Origin of the sequence: Acutalibacter intestini, from assembly GCF_034334985.1 — a bacterium.
Taxonomy (GTDB): Bacteria; Bacillota; Clostridia; order Oscillospirales; family Acutalibacteraceae; genus Acutalibacter; species Acutalibacter intestini.
Window position 1 is genome coordinate 26,416 of record NZ_JAWXXL010000006.1, and the last position, 16,106, is coordinate 42,521.

The following is a 16,106-nucleotide window of genomic DNA, read 5'->3' on the forward strand; positions in this document are numbered from 1 at the left end:
ATACGCGGGGGCTTTTGGCAGACGGGCGCAAGTTTGATTTTTTCCCCCTGAAAGGAGACAGCCAAAGTGAGCCAATCGATTTCACCGGATCAGCTGCATGAGATGCACCAGAAACACCAGATGAGACGTTTTGACACCAAGGTACAGTACTTAAAATATAAGGTTCTTCGGGAGACCGCCCGGCTTGCCTGGGAGGATAAGATCCTGGAGAATATGATGGATATTCCCAAGACCATCGTCCCCGGCAAAGAGCCCACCATGCGCTGCTGCGTATACAAAGAGAGGGCCATTTTGGCCGAGCGGGTGAAAATGGCCATGGGCGGCCACGCGGACAACCCCAACATCATTGAGGTCATTGACATTGCCTGCGACGAGTGCCCCGCCGCCGGGTACGAGGTCACCGACTCCTGCCGGGGGTGCCTGGCCCACCGCTGCGAGGACGTGTGCAAGCGGGGCGCCATCTCCTTTGACCACAACCATGTGGCCCACATTGACAAGACCAAGTGTGTGGAGTGCGGCCAGTGCGCAAAGGTCTGCCCTTACTCCGCCATTGTGGACCGCAAGCGCCCCTGCCAGGTGGCCTGCAAGGTGAAGGCCATTACCATCAACGAGGACAACGCGGCGGCTATAGACGACAGCAAGTGCATCCAGTGCGGGGCCTGCGTGTATATGTGCCCCTTTGGCGCGGTAACCGATAAGTCCTTTATGCTCAACGTCATTGATATGCTGAAAAAGAGCGAGAACAACACCCAGTACAAGGTGTACGCGGTGGTGGCTCCCTCCATTTCCAGCCAGTTTACCTACGCCAGCCTGGGCCAGGTGATTACCGGCCTGAAGGAGCTGGGCTTCTTCACTGTCATCGAGGCGGCCCTGGGCGCGGACATGGTGGCCATGGAGGAGTCCCGGGAGCTGGCGGAAAAGGGCTTTTTGACCAGTTCCTGCTGCCCGGGCTTTGTGGCATACATCAAGTCCGCTTTCCCCGAGCTGCAAGAGCATATCTCCCACAACCTGTCGCCCATGGCCCGGCTGGCCAAGTACCTGAAGGAGACCGACCCCACCGCCAAGGTGGTGTTTATCGGCCCCTGCACCGCCAAAAAGGCCGAGGCCCGCCAGGAGCGGGTGCGCCCGCTGATTGACACGGTGCTGACCTTTGAGGAGCTTCAGGCCCTGTTTGACAGCCGGGACCTGGATATTACCAGCCTGCCCGAGGACGTGCTGGACAACGCCTCGTACTATGGGCGCATTTTCGCCCGGTCCGGGGGCGTGTCCGACGCGGTGGCCCAGGCTATGAAGGAACAGGGCATTGCGTTCGACCTAAAGGCCGTGCCCTGCGACGGCATAGAGGCCTGCCGCCTGGCCCTGCTGAAAAAGAGCAAGAACGCCCTGGCCGGAAACTTTATTGAGGGCATGGCCTGTGTGGGGGGCTGCATAGGCGGCGCGGGCTGCCTGACCCACGGCGAGAAGAACAAGGCCGAGGTGGATAAGTACGGCCGGGAGGCCATGGAAAAAACCATTGGAGACGCGGTGTCCATCTACAACATCTAAACAAAAACGCGGCGCAACAAAAGGGCGGGGGCAAAAACCCTCCGCCCTTTTCAGCTTTGCAAGTGAGGTCAAGATTTTTGGGCCCTGGACGCGGTAAGATAAATGCGAAAGATCCCTTTGGGCAGTGGAGGTAAAGCCAATGGTGGAGTGGAACCAGACGGTGCAGAAGATGATCGACTGGCTGGAGGCGCATTTGACCAGCGAGTCCCTGCTGGGGGAGATGTCCCGGCAGGTGGGGTACTCGCCCTATTATTGCTCCACGCTGTTCCACCGGGTGGTGGGGACCACCATCAAGAGCTACGTGGCTGGCCGCAGGCTGGCCCGGGCCGCATATTATATTAGTCCGAAATGCTCCAGGGCTTTCTCAATGCCGTCCTGGTCCACCGGGGCGGTTATGTAGTCCGCGGCGGCTTTGGCCGCCGGGGTGCCGTTGCCCATGGCCACGCCGGCGCCCGCCCAGCGGAGCATGGTCTGGTCGTTGTCTCCGTCGCCGAACACCATGACCTCTTCCCGGCTTATGCCAAAGTACTTGGCCGCGGCCCCAATACCGACCTCTTTGCCGCCGGTTTTGGGAATTACATCATAGACATTCCCGCCTGCGCTGGTGGGGTAAATATGCCGCAAGGGGGCCAGGTGGGCCAAATCCTCGGGGGCATAGATGAGAAATTGCAGTACTGGGTGCTCCTGTAGCCGGGCTGTGTCATAGGCGGCCTGGGGAACAGGCAGCCCCCCGAACAGAAAGTGCGCGTCAATGGCGGGAGAGGGGAGGGTGTAGAAATACTCCGTTTCTTCAATAATCAGGCTGGGAAACCCCTCCCGGCGGGAGATATCCACCAGCTGGCGGATATCCCCCGGATCATGGGCCAGCCGGTGGATCACCGTTCCGTCCCGCAGAAAGACCAGCTGGCCGTTCATGGTAACAAAGCCGTCAAAGGGGAAGTGCTCCTCCATAAAAGTGACCATGGCTGGGAAACGCCCGGTTGCTACCAATAATTTCACGCCCTTTTCCCGCAGCCGGAAAAGGCTCTGCTGGGTGGAGGCAGGCATTACGCCGCCGTGGCCGTGGTCCAGCAGGGTGCCGTCGATATCGAAAAAAACCGCTTTTATCACAAAATCATTCCCTTTTTTACGTTGCCGCCCTACCTGAAAGGCGGTTTTTCCAGTTTTTAACTGCGTTTGCGATACCGCTCCACCATCAGGTTAGCGCATTTATAGATGTCGCCCCCGCCCAGTGTCAAGATCAGGTCCCCGGGCTGGGCGTGGTCCATTACATAGTCGGCAATTTCGTCGAAGCTCTGGAACCAGCGGCTGCCGGGCACTTTTGCCGCCAGGTCGCTGGTGTGGATGTTGTAGGTGTTTTCCTCCCGCACCGCCAAAATCTCGGTCATCACCAAATGGTCGGGGATGGACAGGGCCTGGGCGAAGCCGTCCAAAAAGGTGTAGGTGCGGGAAAAGGTGTGGGGCTGGAACACGGCCCAGACCTGCCGGTAGCCCATTTTCATGGCAGAGGAGAGCACGGCCCTCAGCTCGGTAGGGTGGTGGGCGAAGTCGTCGGCCACGGTAACGCCGCCGAACTTGCCCAGCATTTCAAAGCGCCTGTGCACGCCGGTAAAAGCCTGAAGAGAGCGGCAAATGCTCTCTGGGCTGATCCCCAGAGAATGGGCGGCGGCGGCGGCGGCCAGGGCGTTTAGCAGGTTGTGCTTGCCGGGCACCGAAAGGTTTACCCGGCCCAGGGGGGCTCCCTGGTGCGTTAAGGTGAAGTCCTCGCAGGCGGTGGGCTCTTCGTTGAGCTGGGTGGGGTAATAATCACAGGAGGGGTCCATGCCAAAGGTGACAACCTCCTTGTCCCTCTGCCCGGACACCGCCGCCATGGCCCGGGGGTCTCCGCCGTTGACCACCAGCCGCCCGCTGGTCTGGCTGGCAAACTGGGTAAAGGACTTGACAATATTATCAATGTTTTTAAAATAGTCCAGGTGGTCGGCCTCAATATTTAAAATAAGGGATACGGCGGGGTGCAGCAGTAAAAAGGTGTCCACATACTCGCAGGCTTCGCAGACCATGGTGCCGCTGTGTCCAGCCCGGCCGTTGCTGCCGATGAGAGGAAGTTTTCCGCCGATAATGGCGCTGGGGTCCGCGCCGGCCTCCACCAGAATTTGGGTGAGCATGGCGGTAGTGGTGGTTTTGCCGTGGGTGCCGGAAACAGCCACCAGCTGGGGGTATTGGTCCGTGAGCATTCCTAAAACAGCGGCGCGCTCTAAAGTGGGAACGCCCTTTTCCCGGGCGGCTGCCAGCTCGGGATTGTCGGGCTTACAGGCAGCGGTGTAAACCACGGCCTGGGCGTCGCCGATATTTTCTGGGCGGTGGCCCATATACACCGGGATGCCATAGCTTTTTATGCGGTCCAGGGTGTCGGACTCGTTTTGGTCCGAGCCAGTAATGGCGTAGCCCTTGTGCAGCAGAATTTCTGCCATAGGGCACATGCCCGAGCCGCCAATGCCTACAAAGTGAAGGCGGTGGACAGTATCTAAAAAATTCGGATTGCTTTGCATAGCGAACTCCCTTTCAAAAGACAGTAATACCTATATTATATTGCATAACAGGCGCAAAATAAAGGGCTTTCTGAAAAAACTTTGGAGAGAGGCCTGACACGGCAAAGTTCCCGTTGTCAGGTTTTGGGCGGTATCCCGTAAATATGCACAAATTATAATCGGTATTTTAATATCGATATACATTTTTGCCTCTTCCCTTTTCCGCTGAAATGTGCTATATTATATGTAGTAAGAGGATAAGGCCAGAAAAGAGGTGATAAAAAATGCCAGACCGGTGTGTTTCCAAACAGACCCTGCAAAGGCTGCCGGCATACCTGAATTTTCTCAAAGGGGCCTCCAAGACCCTGGGCAAGCATGTGTCCGCCACAAACATTGCCGAGGCTTTGGGCATCAACGACGTGGTGGTGCGCAAGGACCTGGCGGCGGTAAGCAGCCTGGGCAGGCCAAAGGTGGGCTATGTCCGCGCGGAGCTGATTGGCGAGCTGGAACGCTTTTTGGGCTATGACAATACCCAAGACGCCATTTTGGTGGGCGCGGGAAAGCTGGGCCAGGCGCTGCTCTCATACAGCGGCTTCCCCCAGTACGGGCTGAACATTCTGGCGGGTTTTGACGCGGACCCCAGGCTTGCGGACACAGAGGTGGCCGGGAAAAAGATTTTGCCAATGGAACGAATGCCCGGCCTCTGCCACAGGGTGGGGGTGCACATCGGTATTATCACGGTGCCGGGGGAGCACGCCCAGCAGGTGTGCGACCAGCTGATAGAAAGCGGCATTTTGGCGGTGTGGAATTTCGCCAACGCCCACCTGAACGTGCCGGAAGGCATACTGGTGCAAAACGAGAATATGGCGGTATCGCTGGCGCTCCTTTCCAACCACCTGAGAGAACGATTCAGCACAAAATAAACAGCAAAGGATGGGCAATTTCATGGAAACAAATTATGAGATCGTGGAAAACGTGGAAACCTTTGAAAAAATGCTGGCCCGTGTGCGCGAGGCGCAGAAAGTTTACGCCACCTACACCCAGCAGCAGGTGGACGAGATTTTCCGCGCGGCGGCAATGGCCGCGAACTTGCAGCGTATTCCCCTGGCCAGACAGGCCGTGGAAGAGACCGGCATGGGCGTTGTGGAGGACAAGGTTATTAAGAACCACTATGCCGCCGAGTATATCTATAACACCTATAAGAATACCAAAACCTGCGGGGTGATTGAAGAGGACGCGGCCTTTGGCATTCGGAAAATTGCCGAGCCTATCGGCGTAATCGCCGCCGTTATCCCCACCACAAACCCCACCTCTACCGCTATCTTTAAGACCCTGCTGGCCCTAAAGACCCGCAACGGCATTATTATCAGTCCTCATCCCCGGGCAAAGAAGTGCACCATTGCCGCGGCCAAGGTTGTGCTGGACGCCGCCGTAAAGGCCGGCGCGCCCGCGGGCCTGTTTGGCTGGATCGACGCCCCCTCTTTGGAGCTGACCAACCTGGTTATGGCCGAGGCGGACATCATCCTGGCCACCGGCGGCCCCGGCATGGTAAAGTCCGCTTATTCTTCCGGCACCCCGGCTTTGGGCGTGGGCGCAGGCAACGTGCCCGCTATTATTGACGAGACCGCGGACCCCATTCTGGCCGTGAACTCCATTATCCACTCCAAGACCTTTGACAACGGCATGATCTGCGCCTCCGAGCAGTCCGTTATTACCCTAGATCCCCTGTACGACGCGGTAAAGGCCGAGTTTGTCAAGCGCGGCTGCCATATTCTCTCTAAGTCCGAGCTGAACAAGGTGCGCAAGACCATTATTATTAACGGCGCTTTGAACGCCAAGATTGTGGGCCAGTCCGCCTTTAAGATTGCCCAGCTGGCCGGGGTTACGGTGCCCGAGACCACCAAGATCCTCATCGGCGAGGTAGAGAGCGTGGAGCTTTCCGAAGAGTTTGCCCACGAGAAGCTGTCTCCTGTGCTGGCCATGTACCGTGCCAAGAACTTTGAGGACGCTATCCAGAAAGCGGAGCGCCTCATTGAGGACGGCGGCTACGGCCACACCGCTTCTTTGTATATCCATCCGGCCCAGAAGGAAAAGCTCTTGCAGCATCAGCTGGCCATGAAAACCTGCCGCATCCTGGTAAACACCCCCTCCTCTTTCGGCGGCATTGGCGACCTGTACAACTTCAAGCTGGCCCCCTCGCTGACCCTGGGCTGCGGCTCTTGGGGTGGAAACTCCGTTTCCGAGAACGTGGGCGTCAAGCATCTTATCAATATAAAGACCGTGGCCGAGAGGAGAGAAAACATGCTGTGGTTCCGTGTGCCTGAGAAGGTATATTTCAAAAAGGGCTGCATGCCCGTGGCCCTGGAAGAGCTGAAAACCGAGTACAATAAGAAGAAGGCCTTTATTGTTACCGACTCCTTCCTATACAAAAACGGCTACACCAAGCCCCTTACCGATAAACTGGATGAGCTGGGCATTCAGTACGCGATTTTCGGCGACGTGGCCCCCGACCCCACCCTGGCCTGCGCCCATGAAGGCGTGAAGCAGCTGCGCAGCTTTGAGCCCGACGTGATCATTGCCCTGGGCGGCGGTTCTCCCATGGACGCGGCCAAGATCATGTGGGTGCTGTACGAGCATCCGGACGCGGACTTCCAGTCCATGAGCATGGACTTTATGGACATCCGCAAGCGTATTTACAAGTTCCCCAAGATGGGCCAGAAGGCCATGATGGTGGCCATTCCCACCTCTTCCGGCACGGGTTCCGAGGTGACCCCCTTCGCCATTATCACCGACGAAAAGACCGGCACCAAGTGGCCTCTGGCGGACTACGAGCTGCTGCCCACCATGGCCATTGTGGACGTGGACAACATGATGAGCCAGCCCAAGGGCCTGACCAGCGCCTCTGGTATTGACGCCATGACCCACGCTATTGAGGCCTACGTGTCCATTATGGCCTCCCAGTTTACCGACGGTCTGGCCCTACAGGCTATCAAGGCGGTGTTCCAGTACCTGCCCTCCGCTTATGAGAACGGGGCCAACGACCCCATTGCCCGTGAGAAGATGGGCGAGGCCAGCTGCATTGCCGGTATGGCTTTTGCCAACGCTTTCCTGGGCTTGAACCACTCTATGGCCCACAAGCTGGGCGCCTACCACCACCTGCCCCACGGCGTGGCCAACGCGGTAATTTTGACCGACGTCATCCGCTATAACGCCGCCGAGGTCCCCACCAAGATGGGCACCTTCTCCCAGTACCAGTATCCCCATGCCAAGGCCCGCTACGCGGAGATTGCCCGGGCCTGCGGCCTGCCCGGCAATAACGACGACGAGCTGCTGGAGAGCCTGATTGCCGCCCTGGAGGAGCTGAAGGAGAAGATTGGCATTAAAAAGACCATCAAAGATTACGGCGTAGATGAGAAGTACTTCCTGGATACCCTGGACGAGATGGTGGAAAACGCCTTTAACGACCAGTGCACAGGCGCCAACCCCCGTTATCCGCTGATGAGCGAGATCAAAGAGATTTATCTGAAGTGCTATTACGGCAAATAATTTAGGAAGGGGCATTCACAATGACTTTGGAAAATGCAAGAATTATAGCGGCACGTACCTCCAAAACCGTTTATCGGGAAGACGACAAGGTAATCAAGGTTTTTGACGAGGGTTATTCGAAGGCTGATATTTTGAACGAGGCCCTAAACATTGCCCGCGTGGAAGAGACCGGCATCTCTATGCCCCATGTGCAGGCCGTAGAGATGGTAGACGGCAAGTGGGCCATTGTCACAGACTATATTGAGGGCAAAACCCTGGACCAGCTGATGAAGGAAAACCCGGAGAAGAAGCAGGAGTACCTGGAGCGCCTGGTGGAGATCCAGATTGAGCTGCACACCAAGACCGCCCCCATGCTGAACCTGCATTATGACAAGATGCGCCGGAAGATTGCCCAGACCGGCCTGGACGCCACCACCCGGTATGAGCTGGACGCCCGGCTGGACAGCCTGCCCAAGCACCGCAAGCTGTGCCACGGCGACTTTAACCCCAGCAACGTGATTATTAAGCCTGACGGCGGCTACGCGGTTCTGGACTGGGCCCATGCTACCCAGGGCAACGCCAGCGCGGACGTGGCCCGCACCTATCTGCTGTTCTGGCTCAACGGAGACATGGACGGCGCGGAGAAGTACCTGGAGCTCTTCTGCAAAAAGACCGATACCGCCAAGCAGTATGTGCAGAAGTGGCTGCCCATTGTAGCGGCTTCCCAGTCTGTAAAGGGCAAGCCCGAGGAGAAAGAGTTCCTCATGGGCTGGGTCAACGTGGTAGAATACGAATAACCAGCGCAAGCGCTGGACCATTCGTCGCGGGGGCAACGCAAGCGTTGCATCATTAGTCGCGGGGGCGTTCGCTCCGGCTCACTTGCCGGTGGAAACCGTAAGTTGAGCCAGCGCGGCAGCGTGGACGCCGCGTCCTTTTCGCGGGGGCGCGCAAAGCTACGCGCTGTGGGAGTGGAAACCCTTCGGTGAGCTAACGCGTTTTTGGGGTGCTTCCGTGGGAGTGCGATGCGCGGTTCTTTATCGAAAAGATTGCGATTTGGTGAATATTCATTTTGGAAAGGGGGAGGTCCGTTTGTGGGCTTCCCCTTCTTTCCGATATACATAGAATTGGAATGGATGTGATTTTATGAAAGCCAATTATTTCTTGGGAAATGGCCAGTTTGAATTGCGTGAGGGAGAGCTGCCCCATCCCGGCCCCGGTGAGGTGCTGGTGAGAAATATGTTCTGCGGCATTTGCGGCACCGACGTGCACATCTCCCGTGGAGAGCCGGGGTCTGCCGACGTGACCCCGCCGGTGGTGCTGGGCCATGAGTATTCCGGCGTGGTAGAAGAGCTGGGACCCGGGGTAGAGGCCTTGGCAGTGGGGGACCACGTAACCATTGACCCAAACATCTACTGCGGTCAGTGCGAGTACTGCCGCGGCGGCAAAAAGCAGCTATGTCCCTCCATGCAGGCGGTAGGCGTTACCCGGGACGGCGGCTTTGCCCAGTACAGCCTGGCGCCAGCGGCCCAGGCCTTCCGGCTGAATCCGGCGGTGGACTTTAAGGCCGGCGCTATGGCCGAGCCCCTGGCCTGCTGCCTCCACGGCATGGATCTGGCGGCCATCCAGCCGGGACAGACGGTGTGCGTTGTGGGGGGCGGGGCCATTGGTCTGATGATGCTCCAGCTGGCCAAGCTTTCCGGCGCGGCCAAGCTGATTCTTAGCGAGCCGAATCAGGCTCGCCGTCAAGTGGCTCTGGAGCTGGGCGCGGACCTGGCCATTGACCCCACCCAGGAAGAGCAGCGCCGCAAGGCGGAGGGTACCGCCGACGTGGTCATTGAGTGCGTGGGCAACAACCCGGCGGTGGCCAGCGCCTTTGCCTATGCCAATAAGGGCGCGACCATTGTGTTGTTCAGCGTGCCCAAGCCAGAGGCCGAGTTTCCGGTAAAGCTCTTTGACGTCTATAAGAAGGAGCTGACCATTAAGGGTTCCTTCGTGAATCCAGATACCCATGCCCGGGCCGTGGCACTGATCAACAGCGGCAAGGTGCGCTTTGACTCCATCATCACCCATACCTATTCCTTGGACCAGCTGCCCCAGGCCATTGCCCAGCAGACCTCGGCGGACTCCATCAAGGTGGTAGTCAGTTGTCAGGAAGCCGGGTAGTAAAAAAGGCGAATGTAGCCCACATGGCCAACCGTTTTCAGGACAATTTCTGGAGGCTGCCCTTTGTGTGGCGGAGTAAAAGGTTTGCCGCCTCCGCTGGTCTCCTCCGCCGATGAAATCGGCTGGGCTCGGTCGGGGCAGAAAGTGCGCCCACTAGGGAGCTTTCCCGCCTCGGCTAAGCGAACCAACGCGTTACGGGGCTACGCTTCGTAACCGGCCCACCCTGTCTTTTTCAAAAGCGGCAGGGAACAAGAAGCAGAGTTCAAGAGCTGCCAAAGGGAACGCCGCGCCGCCAGAGGCTGGGCGTAATATGTGTAACCCCAAATCCCGTCGGGAGGTTGACCCCGGCGGGATTTTCGTGTATAATACAGCGTATAGAAACCAGGTGGAAAGGAAAGTAGACTATGGTAAAGATTCTGACAGACAGTTCCTGCGACCTTAGCCCCGCCCGCTGTGAAGAGCTGGGGGTGGAAATGCTGCCCATTACAGTGAACTTCGGGGAAGAGAGCTACCGCGCTCATGTGGACATATCCAATGAGGAGTTTTACGAAAAGCTGGCGGCGGCCTCTGAACTGCCCAAAACCGCCCAGATTACCCCGGCGTTTTTCGAGAAGAAGTTCCAGGAATATAAGGATAGCGGCGACCAGGTGGTCTGCCTGTTTATTTCCTCCCGCATGAGCGGCACCCTACAGTCCGCCCGCATTGCCAAGGAGCTGGTGGGGGCAGAAAACATCTATCTGCCCGATACCCTAAACGTAACCTTTGCCCTGGGTCTACTGGTAGAAGAGGCCGCGAAAATGCGGGCCCGGGGGCTTTCTGCCGGGGAAATAGCCGAAGAGGTCCTGGGCCTGGTGCCCCGGGTGCGGCTTTGGGCCCTGATTGATGACCTGAAGTACCTAAAGATGGGTGGTCGGCTTTCCGCTACCAGCGCCCTGGTGGCCAGTATTTTGGGTATTTGCCCTATTATTACCTTGCAGGACGGCCTGGTGGAGGTAGTGGGCAAGGCCAGAGGCAAGAAGGCGGCGTTTAAGTTTATGAAGGATATGGTGGAGAAGGAGCCCATTTCTTCCGACTTCTCGGTAACCATAGGCCATGCGGCGGTACCAAAGACCCGGGATGACTTTATAGAGTACATGAGCGCCGAGCTGAAAAAGCGGGAAATCCACAAGCTGGACATTGGCAGTATTGTGGGGACCCATACTGGCCCAGGAGCCTGTGGGCTGGCGTACATTCGTAAATGACCCGCCGTGTTTTTAAAGCGGCAGGGGGGCTGCTGGTTTTGGGGCTGGCTCTGGGGGCCGTTCTGCTGCTGCGGCCTGGCTGCGTAATTTTTGAGGCCACGGGTTTCTACTGTGCTGGCTGCGGCACCCAGCGGATGCTTTTGGCCCTGCTGGGGGGGAAAGTGGCCCTGGCGGCAAGGAATAATATTTTTATGCTGATTTTTCTGCCGGCCACAGCTCTCTACCTTCTTGTAGAGGCGGTTCGCTATGTAAAAGAGAAACCCCCGCTGTGCCGGAGCCGCTGGTTTTGGTCCGTACTATGTGGCGTACTGGTTTTGGCAGGAGTCTTTACCTTGCTGCGGAACCTGCCGGGATTCGGCTGGCTGGCGCCCTTGCCAGCGTAGAGTGGAAACCGCTGGTATATGTGTTCTAAAAATTGAATTTATTCATAAGATATTGCAGCCATCGCATTTAGAAAAAATTATGCGGTGGCTGCTCATTATGAATCTAAATGAAAAATAATTTCAAGTAATATTTGATATATAGAAAAATATTTTTAAAAAATACCTTGCATTCTGCTCCAAGAGGTGCTATGATAAGCTTAAGTTAAGATTTTAGCCAATCGCAAAATAAAAATAAATAGATTGCATGAACAAAAACCGACGGTTAACGGTATGATTCTCTAAAAAACTATTGACGCTGAAGCCCAATAATTCTATAATAGAAAATGTTTGCGACACCATCCGAAAGAACTTTGAAACTACTCCGCCGCGCTTTCACTTTTTGAAGGAAGGGAAGTGAACATGAAGATGGATTATACTCAGTTGGTAACCGAGGGGATCAACCCAAAAACAAGAGAGATCGACCTTTGCGGCACGGAAGAGATTTTGTGGATGATACATTCTGAGGACTGCAAGATAGCGCCTGCCGTGGGGCAGGAACTGCCCAAGATTGCCCAGGCGGTGGAAATGATCGTTGAGGGAATGCAGGAAGGCGGCCGGCTGATCTATGCCGGGGCAGGCACCAGCGGCCGGCTGGGGGTGCTAGACGCCTCCGAGTGCCCGCCCACCTTTGGCACAGACCCAGAAATGGTGGTAGGCATTATTGCCGGGGGAGACAGGGCCCTGCGTATCCCTATTGAAGGGGCGGAGGACAGCGAGGACCTGGGAGCACAGGACGTCGACCGGCTAAACGTGGGCCAAAATGATACGGTAGTGGGCATTACAGCCAGCGGCAACGCCCCATATGTATTGGGAGCGGTGCGGCGGGCCCGGCAGCGGGGGGCAGCCACTGTTGCTTTATGCAACGCCCGCCCAGGAACAGTGATTGACGCGGCAGAGGTGGCCATTGTGCCCGTAGTGGGGCCAGAGGTCATTATGGGCAGTACCCGTATGAAAGCCGGCACGGCGGACAAAATGGTGCTGAATATGATTTCCACTGCTGTAATGGTCCGTCTGGGAAAAACCTATCAAAATTTGATGGTAGATCTTTCAGCCAGTAACAAAAAGCTTCGGGATCGGTCTGTACGTATTATTATGCAGGCGGTGGGAGTTAGCCGCTGGGAAGCAGAAGAGGCTTTGCGGGCTTCTGGCGGCGGGCTAAAGTCCGCGCTGCTAATGCTCTTATGCGGATGCAGCATTGACACCGCCGTTTCCCTGCTGGAACAGGAGCCGAATGTCCGCAAGGCGCACTGGATCTGCTCTAGAGCGGAGGAGCTTCTGCGGCGGGAACTGCCAGGAATGATGTGAGGAAAACATGGAGTATGTGATTGGGATCGACGGCGGCGGTACCAAGACACGGCTGATAGCGGCGGGACGCGGAATGGAACTGCTGTATGAAGCTTTTGGCGGGGGCACGGGCCTTTCTTCTCTACCAGAGGATGTAGTGCGGCACAACCTATTGGTACTGATAGAAAATTTTTTTGCCAAGTCCGGCTTGCCCAGGTCTGGGTGCCGGGGCGTATGCGTGGGTTCCGCCGGGGCGGGACGCCGGAATGCCCAGAAAAAGCTGGAGGAGATATTAAACGGGGTATTGCCCGGTTTTCCGCTGCTGGTGACTACCGACGCCCGGGGGGCATTGCGGGGCGGCGCGGATTCTGGTGTGGGCTTACTATTGATGGCTGGCACAGGCTCTATTTGTTATGGAAGGAATGAGGCGGGCGAGACCTGGCGCGCCGGGGGCTGGGGCCATATTATGGGAGACGAGGGCAGCGGCTATGATATGTCCCGAAAAATTTTACAGGCCGTAGCCTGTCAAGCAGATGGCAGAGGCAAGCCTACCGCGCTGACAGAACTGGTGCTGGAACACTGGAAACTTTCTGGGGTGGATGAACTGGTAGAGGCGCTTTATTACGGAAAAAAGCAAAAAAGTGATGTAGCTGGTCTAGCTTTTTTGTGCGATATAGCTTATAATAAAGGGGACAGGACAGCGCTTCGCATTATGCGTGAGGTGGCGGCGTCTTTAAGAAAGCTGGCCATAGTGGCGGCTGAAAAGCTGTGGGAGCCCGAGAGCCCGGTGCGCTGCGTGTGCGCAGGAGGGCTTTTGGAAAATTCGCCGAACCTAAAAGCGCATGTGCGGGAGGAGTTGGAACGTAAACGGCCCAACATAACCGTGACCTCTCCCCAGTATTGCGCGGCCTGGGGTTGTGCCGCGCTGGCGTGGGAGCAAAATTTCATAGGCAGGTGTTGATGTGTGGCAGGAGTAGTATTGAAAATGAACCAAGTTTTAGAAGACCTTCCGGTCTCTGAACGGAAGGTAGCTAAGTATGTTTTGGAAAACTTAGACAGCATGGTGGGGATTTCGGTGGAGGAACTGGCGGGGAGAAGCGGTTCTAGCCAAGCAGCGGTCGTGCGGTTTTGCAAAAAGCTGGGCTGCAAGGGGTACCGGGATTTTTCCATCCAATTGGTTACCGAGCTGGCCATTGCCCAAAACGCCAATGTGGAAAAGAGCCGCTATACGGATATACGGGAGGGAGACCGGGCGGAGAACGTTATTAAGAAGGTATGCCACCATAATATTCAGGCCATAGAAGAAACTTTGTCCCTGATGGAGCCGGATCTGGTGGAAATGACGGCGGACAAGCTGTTCCACGCCCAGCGGGTAGATCTGTACGCCATCGCGGCCTCTAACCTGGTAGCCCAGGACGCCCAACAGAAGTTTATGCGCATTAATAAGCGGGTAACGGCTTATTCAGACCCCCATTTGCAGCTTTCTTCCGCGGCCTCCCTGACTCCGGCGGATGTGGCTGTTGCCTTATCCTGGTCGGGGGAGACCCGGGAGGTGCTGCAAGCCGCCCAGCTGGCCAAGCGGAATGGGGCGTTTCTCATTGCCATTACCCGCTATGGCCGGGTGAGCCTGGCAGAATACGCGGACGTGCACTTTGGGCTTAGCGCCCCAGAAATGGCCATCCGCAGCGGAGCCATGAGCTCTCGGATTGCCCAAATGACCATGATCGATATTCTTTTTTCCTGTGTGGTCAGCCGCCACTACCAGGAGACCATTCCGTATCTGGAACGCACCCGGCGTGTGGTGCGGGCCGTGCGGTAAAAAAACATAAGAAAAAAGCCCAAGGGAAACCGCTTCCCCTGGGCTTTTTTGCATATACTGTCCGGCGTACAGCATATAAATTGGACACAGCGGTCCCTTACTCTGCCGTAAACATACGATACATGGCCTCCAGGCAAATTTGGGCGTGAAGCTTAAACCGGCGCAGATCCAGCTGCTCGTTTACGTCATGAATATGGCTGGGTTCGTCGTCGGCAAACTCCGGGCCAAAGGCCACGCCCCGGCCATGCATTTCTCGGGCGTAGGTGCCGCCGCCCATGGAGAAGATACTACATTCTTCCCCGGCAATGTCCCGGTAGGCCCCAGACAACAGGGTAATCAGGGGGCTCTCTTTTGGCAGATACAAAGGCTTCGCGTCAGAGAGCAGGGTATAGCTTAGTCCAGCCTGCTGGGCGGCTTTTTCGATTGTCCCAGAGATCTGGCCGCCGTCTTTGGTGGCGGGATAACGGATGTCCACAGTTAGGCTGCACTGGTCTTTGCCGGCGCTAAGCAACCCGAGATTAAAGGTCAGCGGGCCGCTGGGCTCGTCCCGAAGGGCAACCCCTATCTTGCTTCCGTCTGAACAGAGGCCGATCTTTTCCTGCACAAACCGGAAGAAGCCACCCAAGCGCTCCACACCGAAAGCTTTTGCCAGCAGGTCCACTAAACAGGAGGCGGCGTTTAAGCCGGCGGCGGGGGTAGAGGCATGGGCGGCCCGCCCTTTGGCCAGAATAGAGGCCCCGTCCGCCGTGCGGGTGAACTCAAATAGAGCCTCATGGTCTGCGGCAGCGTTTTTCAGCCCGGTCAGTTCTTCCTCTGTGCAGACAATTTGGCACTGGGCTTTGGCGGGTACGGCGTTGGCCACGGTTCCAGCGGAAAAGGACTTAATCAGCGGGGAGTCGTTGGCGCCTTCTACGCGCAGGTTGATAATTCCCTTTTCGCAGTGGCAGATGCCGTAGGAGGAGTCCGGCGTAAAGCCCATATCGGGCAGCTGCTCCTTCGAAAAATAGTGGCCCATGTCCGCCATGCCCACCTCTTCGCCTGAGCCAAAAATCACCCGCAGCTTGCGGTTGCCCTTTACTCCAGCGTCTTTTAGGGCCCGCAGACAGTGCAGCGCCACAATGGCCGCGCCTTTGTTGTCGGTTACGCCGCGGCCATAGGCTTTTCCATCCTTGATCACCATGGTAAAGGGGTCGGTGCTCCAGCCTTCTCCGGCAGGCACCACGTCCAGGTGGGCCATCACCACGGCATTGCCCTGGCCCTGGCCGTACTCGGCGTGAGCAGCGTAGTAATCCACATTTTTCGCGGTAAGCCCATAGCCTCTGGCCATTTCCACCACAGTATCAAGGGCCTTGGCGCAGGGCTCGCCAAAGGGCAGGCCGGTTTTCGAGGGCACGGCTACGGAAGGAATGGCCACCATTTTTCCCAGGTCGTTGAGAATGTCGTCCCAATAATTCAGAATTTTTTCTCCAAACATATACGTTGTCCTTTCTTCTTTATGATGTACATGGAATACCATAAGCTTTTTTTGCCGCAAAGTCAATAGGAATTTTGGCGGAGTACTTTCTAGTTTCACGGATTT

The 16,106-nt window shown here is 56.8% G+C and carries 14 protein-coding genes; 11 read left to right on the top strand and 3 right to left on the bottom strand.

The genetic code is table 11. The annotated features are described in order from the left end of the window. Window positions 1-120 precede the first annotated feature (120 nt). Together U8U68_RS06580 and U8U68_RS06585 are read left to right on the top strand one after the other, a co-directional pair. Complete coding sequence (locus U8U68_RS06580; RefSeq protein ID WP_322200201.1) at window positions 121-1,545, top strand: 4Fe-4S dicluster domain-containing protein; 1,425 nt, start codon at window positions 121-123, stop codon at window positions 1,543-1,545. A 139-nt stretch (window positions 1,546-1,684) separates the two neighbouring features. Next, the gene (locus tag U8U68_RS06585) at window positions 1,685-1,945 is read left to right on the top strand and encodes an AraC family transcriptional regulator (RefSeq protein ID WP_322200040.1); all 261 of its coding nucleotides are present in this window, start codon (window positions 1,685-1,687) and stop codon (window positions 1,943-1,945) included. Here U8U68_RS06585 and U8U68_RS06590 read toward each other — a convergent pair. Together U8U68_RS06590 and murC are read right to left on the bottom strand one after the other, a co-directional pair. Next, window positions 1,879-2,655 (bottom strand): Cof-type HAD-IIB family hydrolase, encoded by a 777-nt coding sequence (locus tag U8U68_RS06590; RefSeq protein ID WP_322200041.1) that lies wholly within the window; start codon window positions 2,653-2,655, stop codon window positions 1,879-1,881. The two genes, U8U68_RS06585 and U8U68_RS06590, sit on opposite strands and share 67 nt — an antisense overlap. A 56-nt stretch (window positions 2,656-2,711) precedes the next feature. Continuing rightward, window positions 2,712-4,094: a UDP-N-acetylmuramate--L-alanine ligase gene (gene murC / locus U8U68_RS06595; protein ID WP_322200042.1), complete on the bottom strand. Its 1,383-nt coding sequence runs from the start codon at window positions 4,092-4,094 to the stop codon at window positions 2,712-2,714. Between the two features lie 263 nt (window positions 4,095-4,357). On the opposite strand from murC, the gene U8U68_RS06600 reads away from it, so the two are divergent. From U8U68_RS06600 to U8U68_RS06640, 9 genes are all read left to right on the top strand, one after another. Then, the gene (locus U8U68_RS06600) at window positions 4,358-4,996 is read left to right on the top strand and encodes a redox-sensing transcriptional repressor Rex (RefSeq protein ID WP_322200043.1); all 639 of its coding nucleotides are present in this window, start codon (window positions 4,358-4,360) and stop codon (window positions 4,994-4,996) included. Window positions 4,997-5,018: 22 nt separating this feature from the next. Continuing rightward, on the top strand, window positions 5,019-7,619 hold the full coding sequence (adhE, locus tag U8U68_RS06605; RefSeq protein ID WP_322200044.1) for a bifunctional acetaldehyde-CoA/alcohol dehydrogenase: 2,601 nt from the start codon (window positions 5,019-5,021) through the stop codon (window positions 7,617-7,619). Between the two features lie 20 nt (window positions 7,620-7,639). Then, a complete protein-coding gene (locus U8U68_RS06610) occupies window positions 7,640-8,395 on the top strand; it encodes a phosphotransferase family protein (RefSeq protein WP_322200045.1) in 756 nt (251 codons plus the stop codon). Window positions 8,396-8,741: 346 nt separating this feature from the next. Beyond that, window positions 8,742-9,761 carry a zinc-dependent alcohol dehydrogenase family protein gene (locus tag U8U68_RS06615; RefSeq protein ID WP_322200046.1) on the top strand — a complete coding sequence of 340 codons (1,020 nt, stop codon included), beginning with the start codon at window positions 8,742-8,744 and terminating at the stop codon, window positions 9,759-9,761. Between the two features lie 404 nt (window positions 9,762-10,165). Then, entirely contained in the window at window positions 10,166-11,002 is an 837-nt protein-coding gene (locus tag U8U68_RS06620) for a DegV family protein (protein WP_322200047.1), read from the top strand. Further along, window positions 10,999-11,385, top strand: coding sequence for a DUF2752 domain-containing protein (locus U8U68_RS06625; RefSeq protein ID WP_322200048.1), 387 nt, complete (start codon window positions 10,999-11,001; stop codon window positions 11,383-11,385). The genes U8U68_RS06620 and U8U68_RS06625 overlap by 4 nt, the downstream gene beginning before the upstream one ends. Window positions 11,386-11,784: 399 nt before the next feature. Beyond that, entirely contained in the window at window positions 11,785-12,729 is a 945-nt protein-coding gene (murQ, locus tag U8U68_RS06630) for an N-acetylmuramic acid 6-phosphate etherase (protein ID WP_322200049.1), read from the top strand. Between the two features lie 7 nt (window positions 12,730-12,736). Continuing rightward, a complete protein-coding gene (locus U8U68_RS06635; protein ID WP_322200050.1) occupies window positions 12,737-13,669 on the top strand; it encodes a BadF/BadG/BcrA/BcrD ATPase family protein in 933 nt (310 codons plus the stop codon). Between the two features lie 24 nt (window positions 13,670-13,693). Continuing rightward, on the top strand, window positions 13,694-14,527 hold the full coding sequence (locus U8U68_RS06640; RefSeq protein ID WP_322200051.1) for a MurR/RpiR family transcriptional regulator: 834 nt from the start codon (window positions 13,694-13,696) through the stop codon (window positions 14,525-14,527). Between the two features lie 97 nt (window positions 14,528-14,624). On the opposite strand, the gene U8U68_RS06645 is transcribed toward U8U68_RS06640, so the two are convergent. Then, entirely contained in the window at window positions 14,625-16,001 is a 1,377-nt protein-coding gene (locus U8U68_RS06645) for a Sapep family Mn(2+)-dependent dipeptidase (RefSeq protein ID WP_322200052.1), read from the bottom strand. Between the last annotated feature and the right edge of the window lie 105 nt (window positions 16,002-16,106).

Bases quoted from the DNA above. Each gene is read 5' to 3' on its own strand.
- U8U68_RS06615 (WP_322200046.1), top strand. From the start codon at position 8,742: ATGAAAGCCAATTATTTCTTGGGAAATGGCCAGTTTGAATTGCGTGAG.
- U8U68_RS06635 (WP_322200050.1), top strand. From the start codon at position 12,737: ATGGAGTATGTGATTGGGATCGACGGCGGCGGTACCAAGACACGGCTG.
- U8U68_RS06585 (WP_322200040.1), top strand. From the start codon at position 1,685: ATGGTGGAGTGGAACCAGACGGTGCAGAAGATGATCGACTGGCTGGAG.
- murC (WP_322200042.1), bottom strand. From the start codon at position 4,094: ATGCAAAGCAATCCGAATTTTTTAGATACTGTCCACCGCCTTCACTTT.
- U8U68_RS06645 (WP_322200052.1), bottom strand. From the start codon at position 16,001: ATGTTTGGAGAAAAAATTCTGAATTATTGGGACGACATTCTCAACGAC.
- U8U68_RS06610 (WP_322200045.1), top strand. From the start codon at position 7,640: ATGACTTTGGAAAATGCAAGAATTATAGCGGCACGTACCTCCAAAACC.
- U8U68_RS06600 (WP_322200043.1), top strand. From the start codon at position 4,358: ATGCCAGACCGGTGTGTTTCCAAACAGACCCTGCAAAGGCTGCCGGCA.
- U8U68_RS06580 (WP_322200201.1), top strand. From the start codon at position 121: ATGAGACGTTTTGACACCAAGGTACAGTACTTAAAATATAAGGTTCTT.
- adhE (WP_322200044.1), top strand. From the start codon at position 5,019: ATGGAAACAAATTATGAGATCGTGGAAAACGTGGAAACCTTTGAAAAA.
- U8U68_RS06625 (WP_322200048.1), top strand. From the start codon at position 10,999: ATGACCCGCCGTGTTTTTAAAGCGGCAGGGGGGCTGCTGGTTTTGGGG.
- murQ (WP_322200049.1), top strand. From the start codon at position 11,785: ATGAAGATGGATTATACTCAGTTGGTAACCGAGGGGATCAACCCAAAA.
- U8U68_RS06640 (WP_322200051.1), top strand. From the start codon at position 13,694: ATGAACCAAGTTTTAGAAGACCTTCCGGTCTCTGAACGGAAGGTAGCT.
- U8U68_RS06620 (WP_322200047.1), top strand. From the start codon at position 10,166: ATGGTAAAGATTCTGACAGACAGTTCCTGCGACCTTAGCCCCGCCCGC.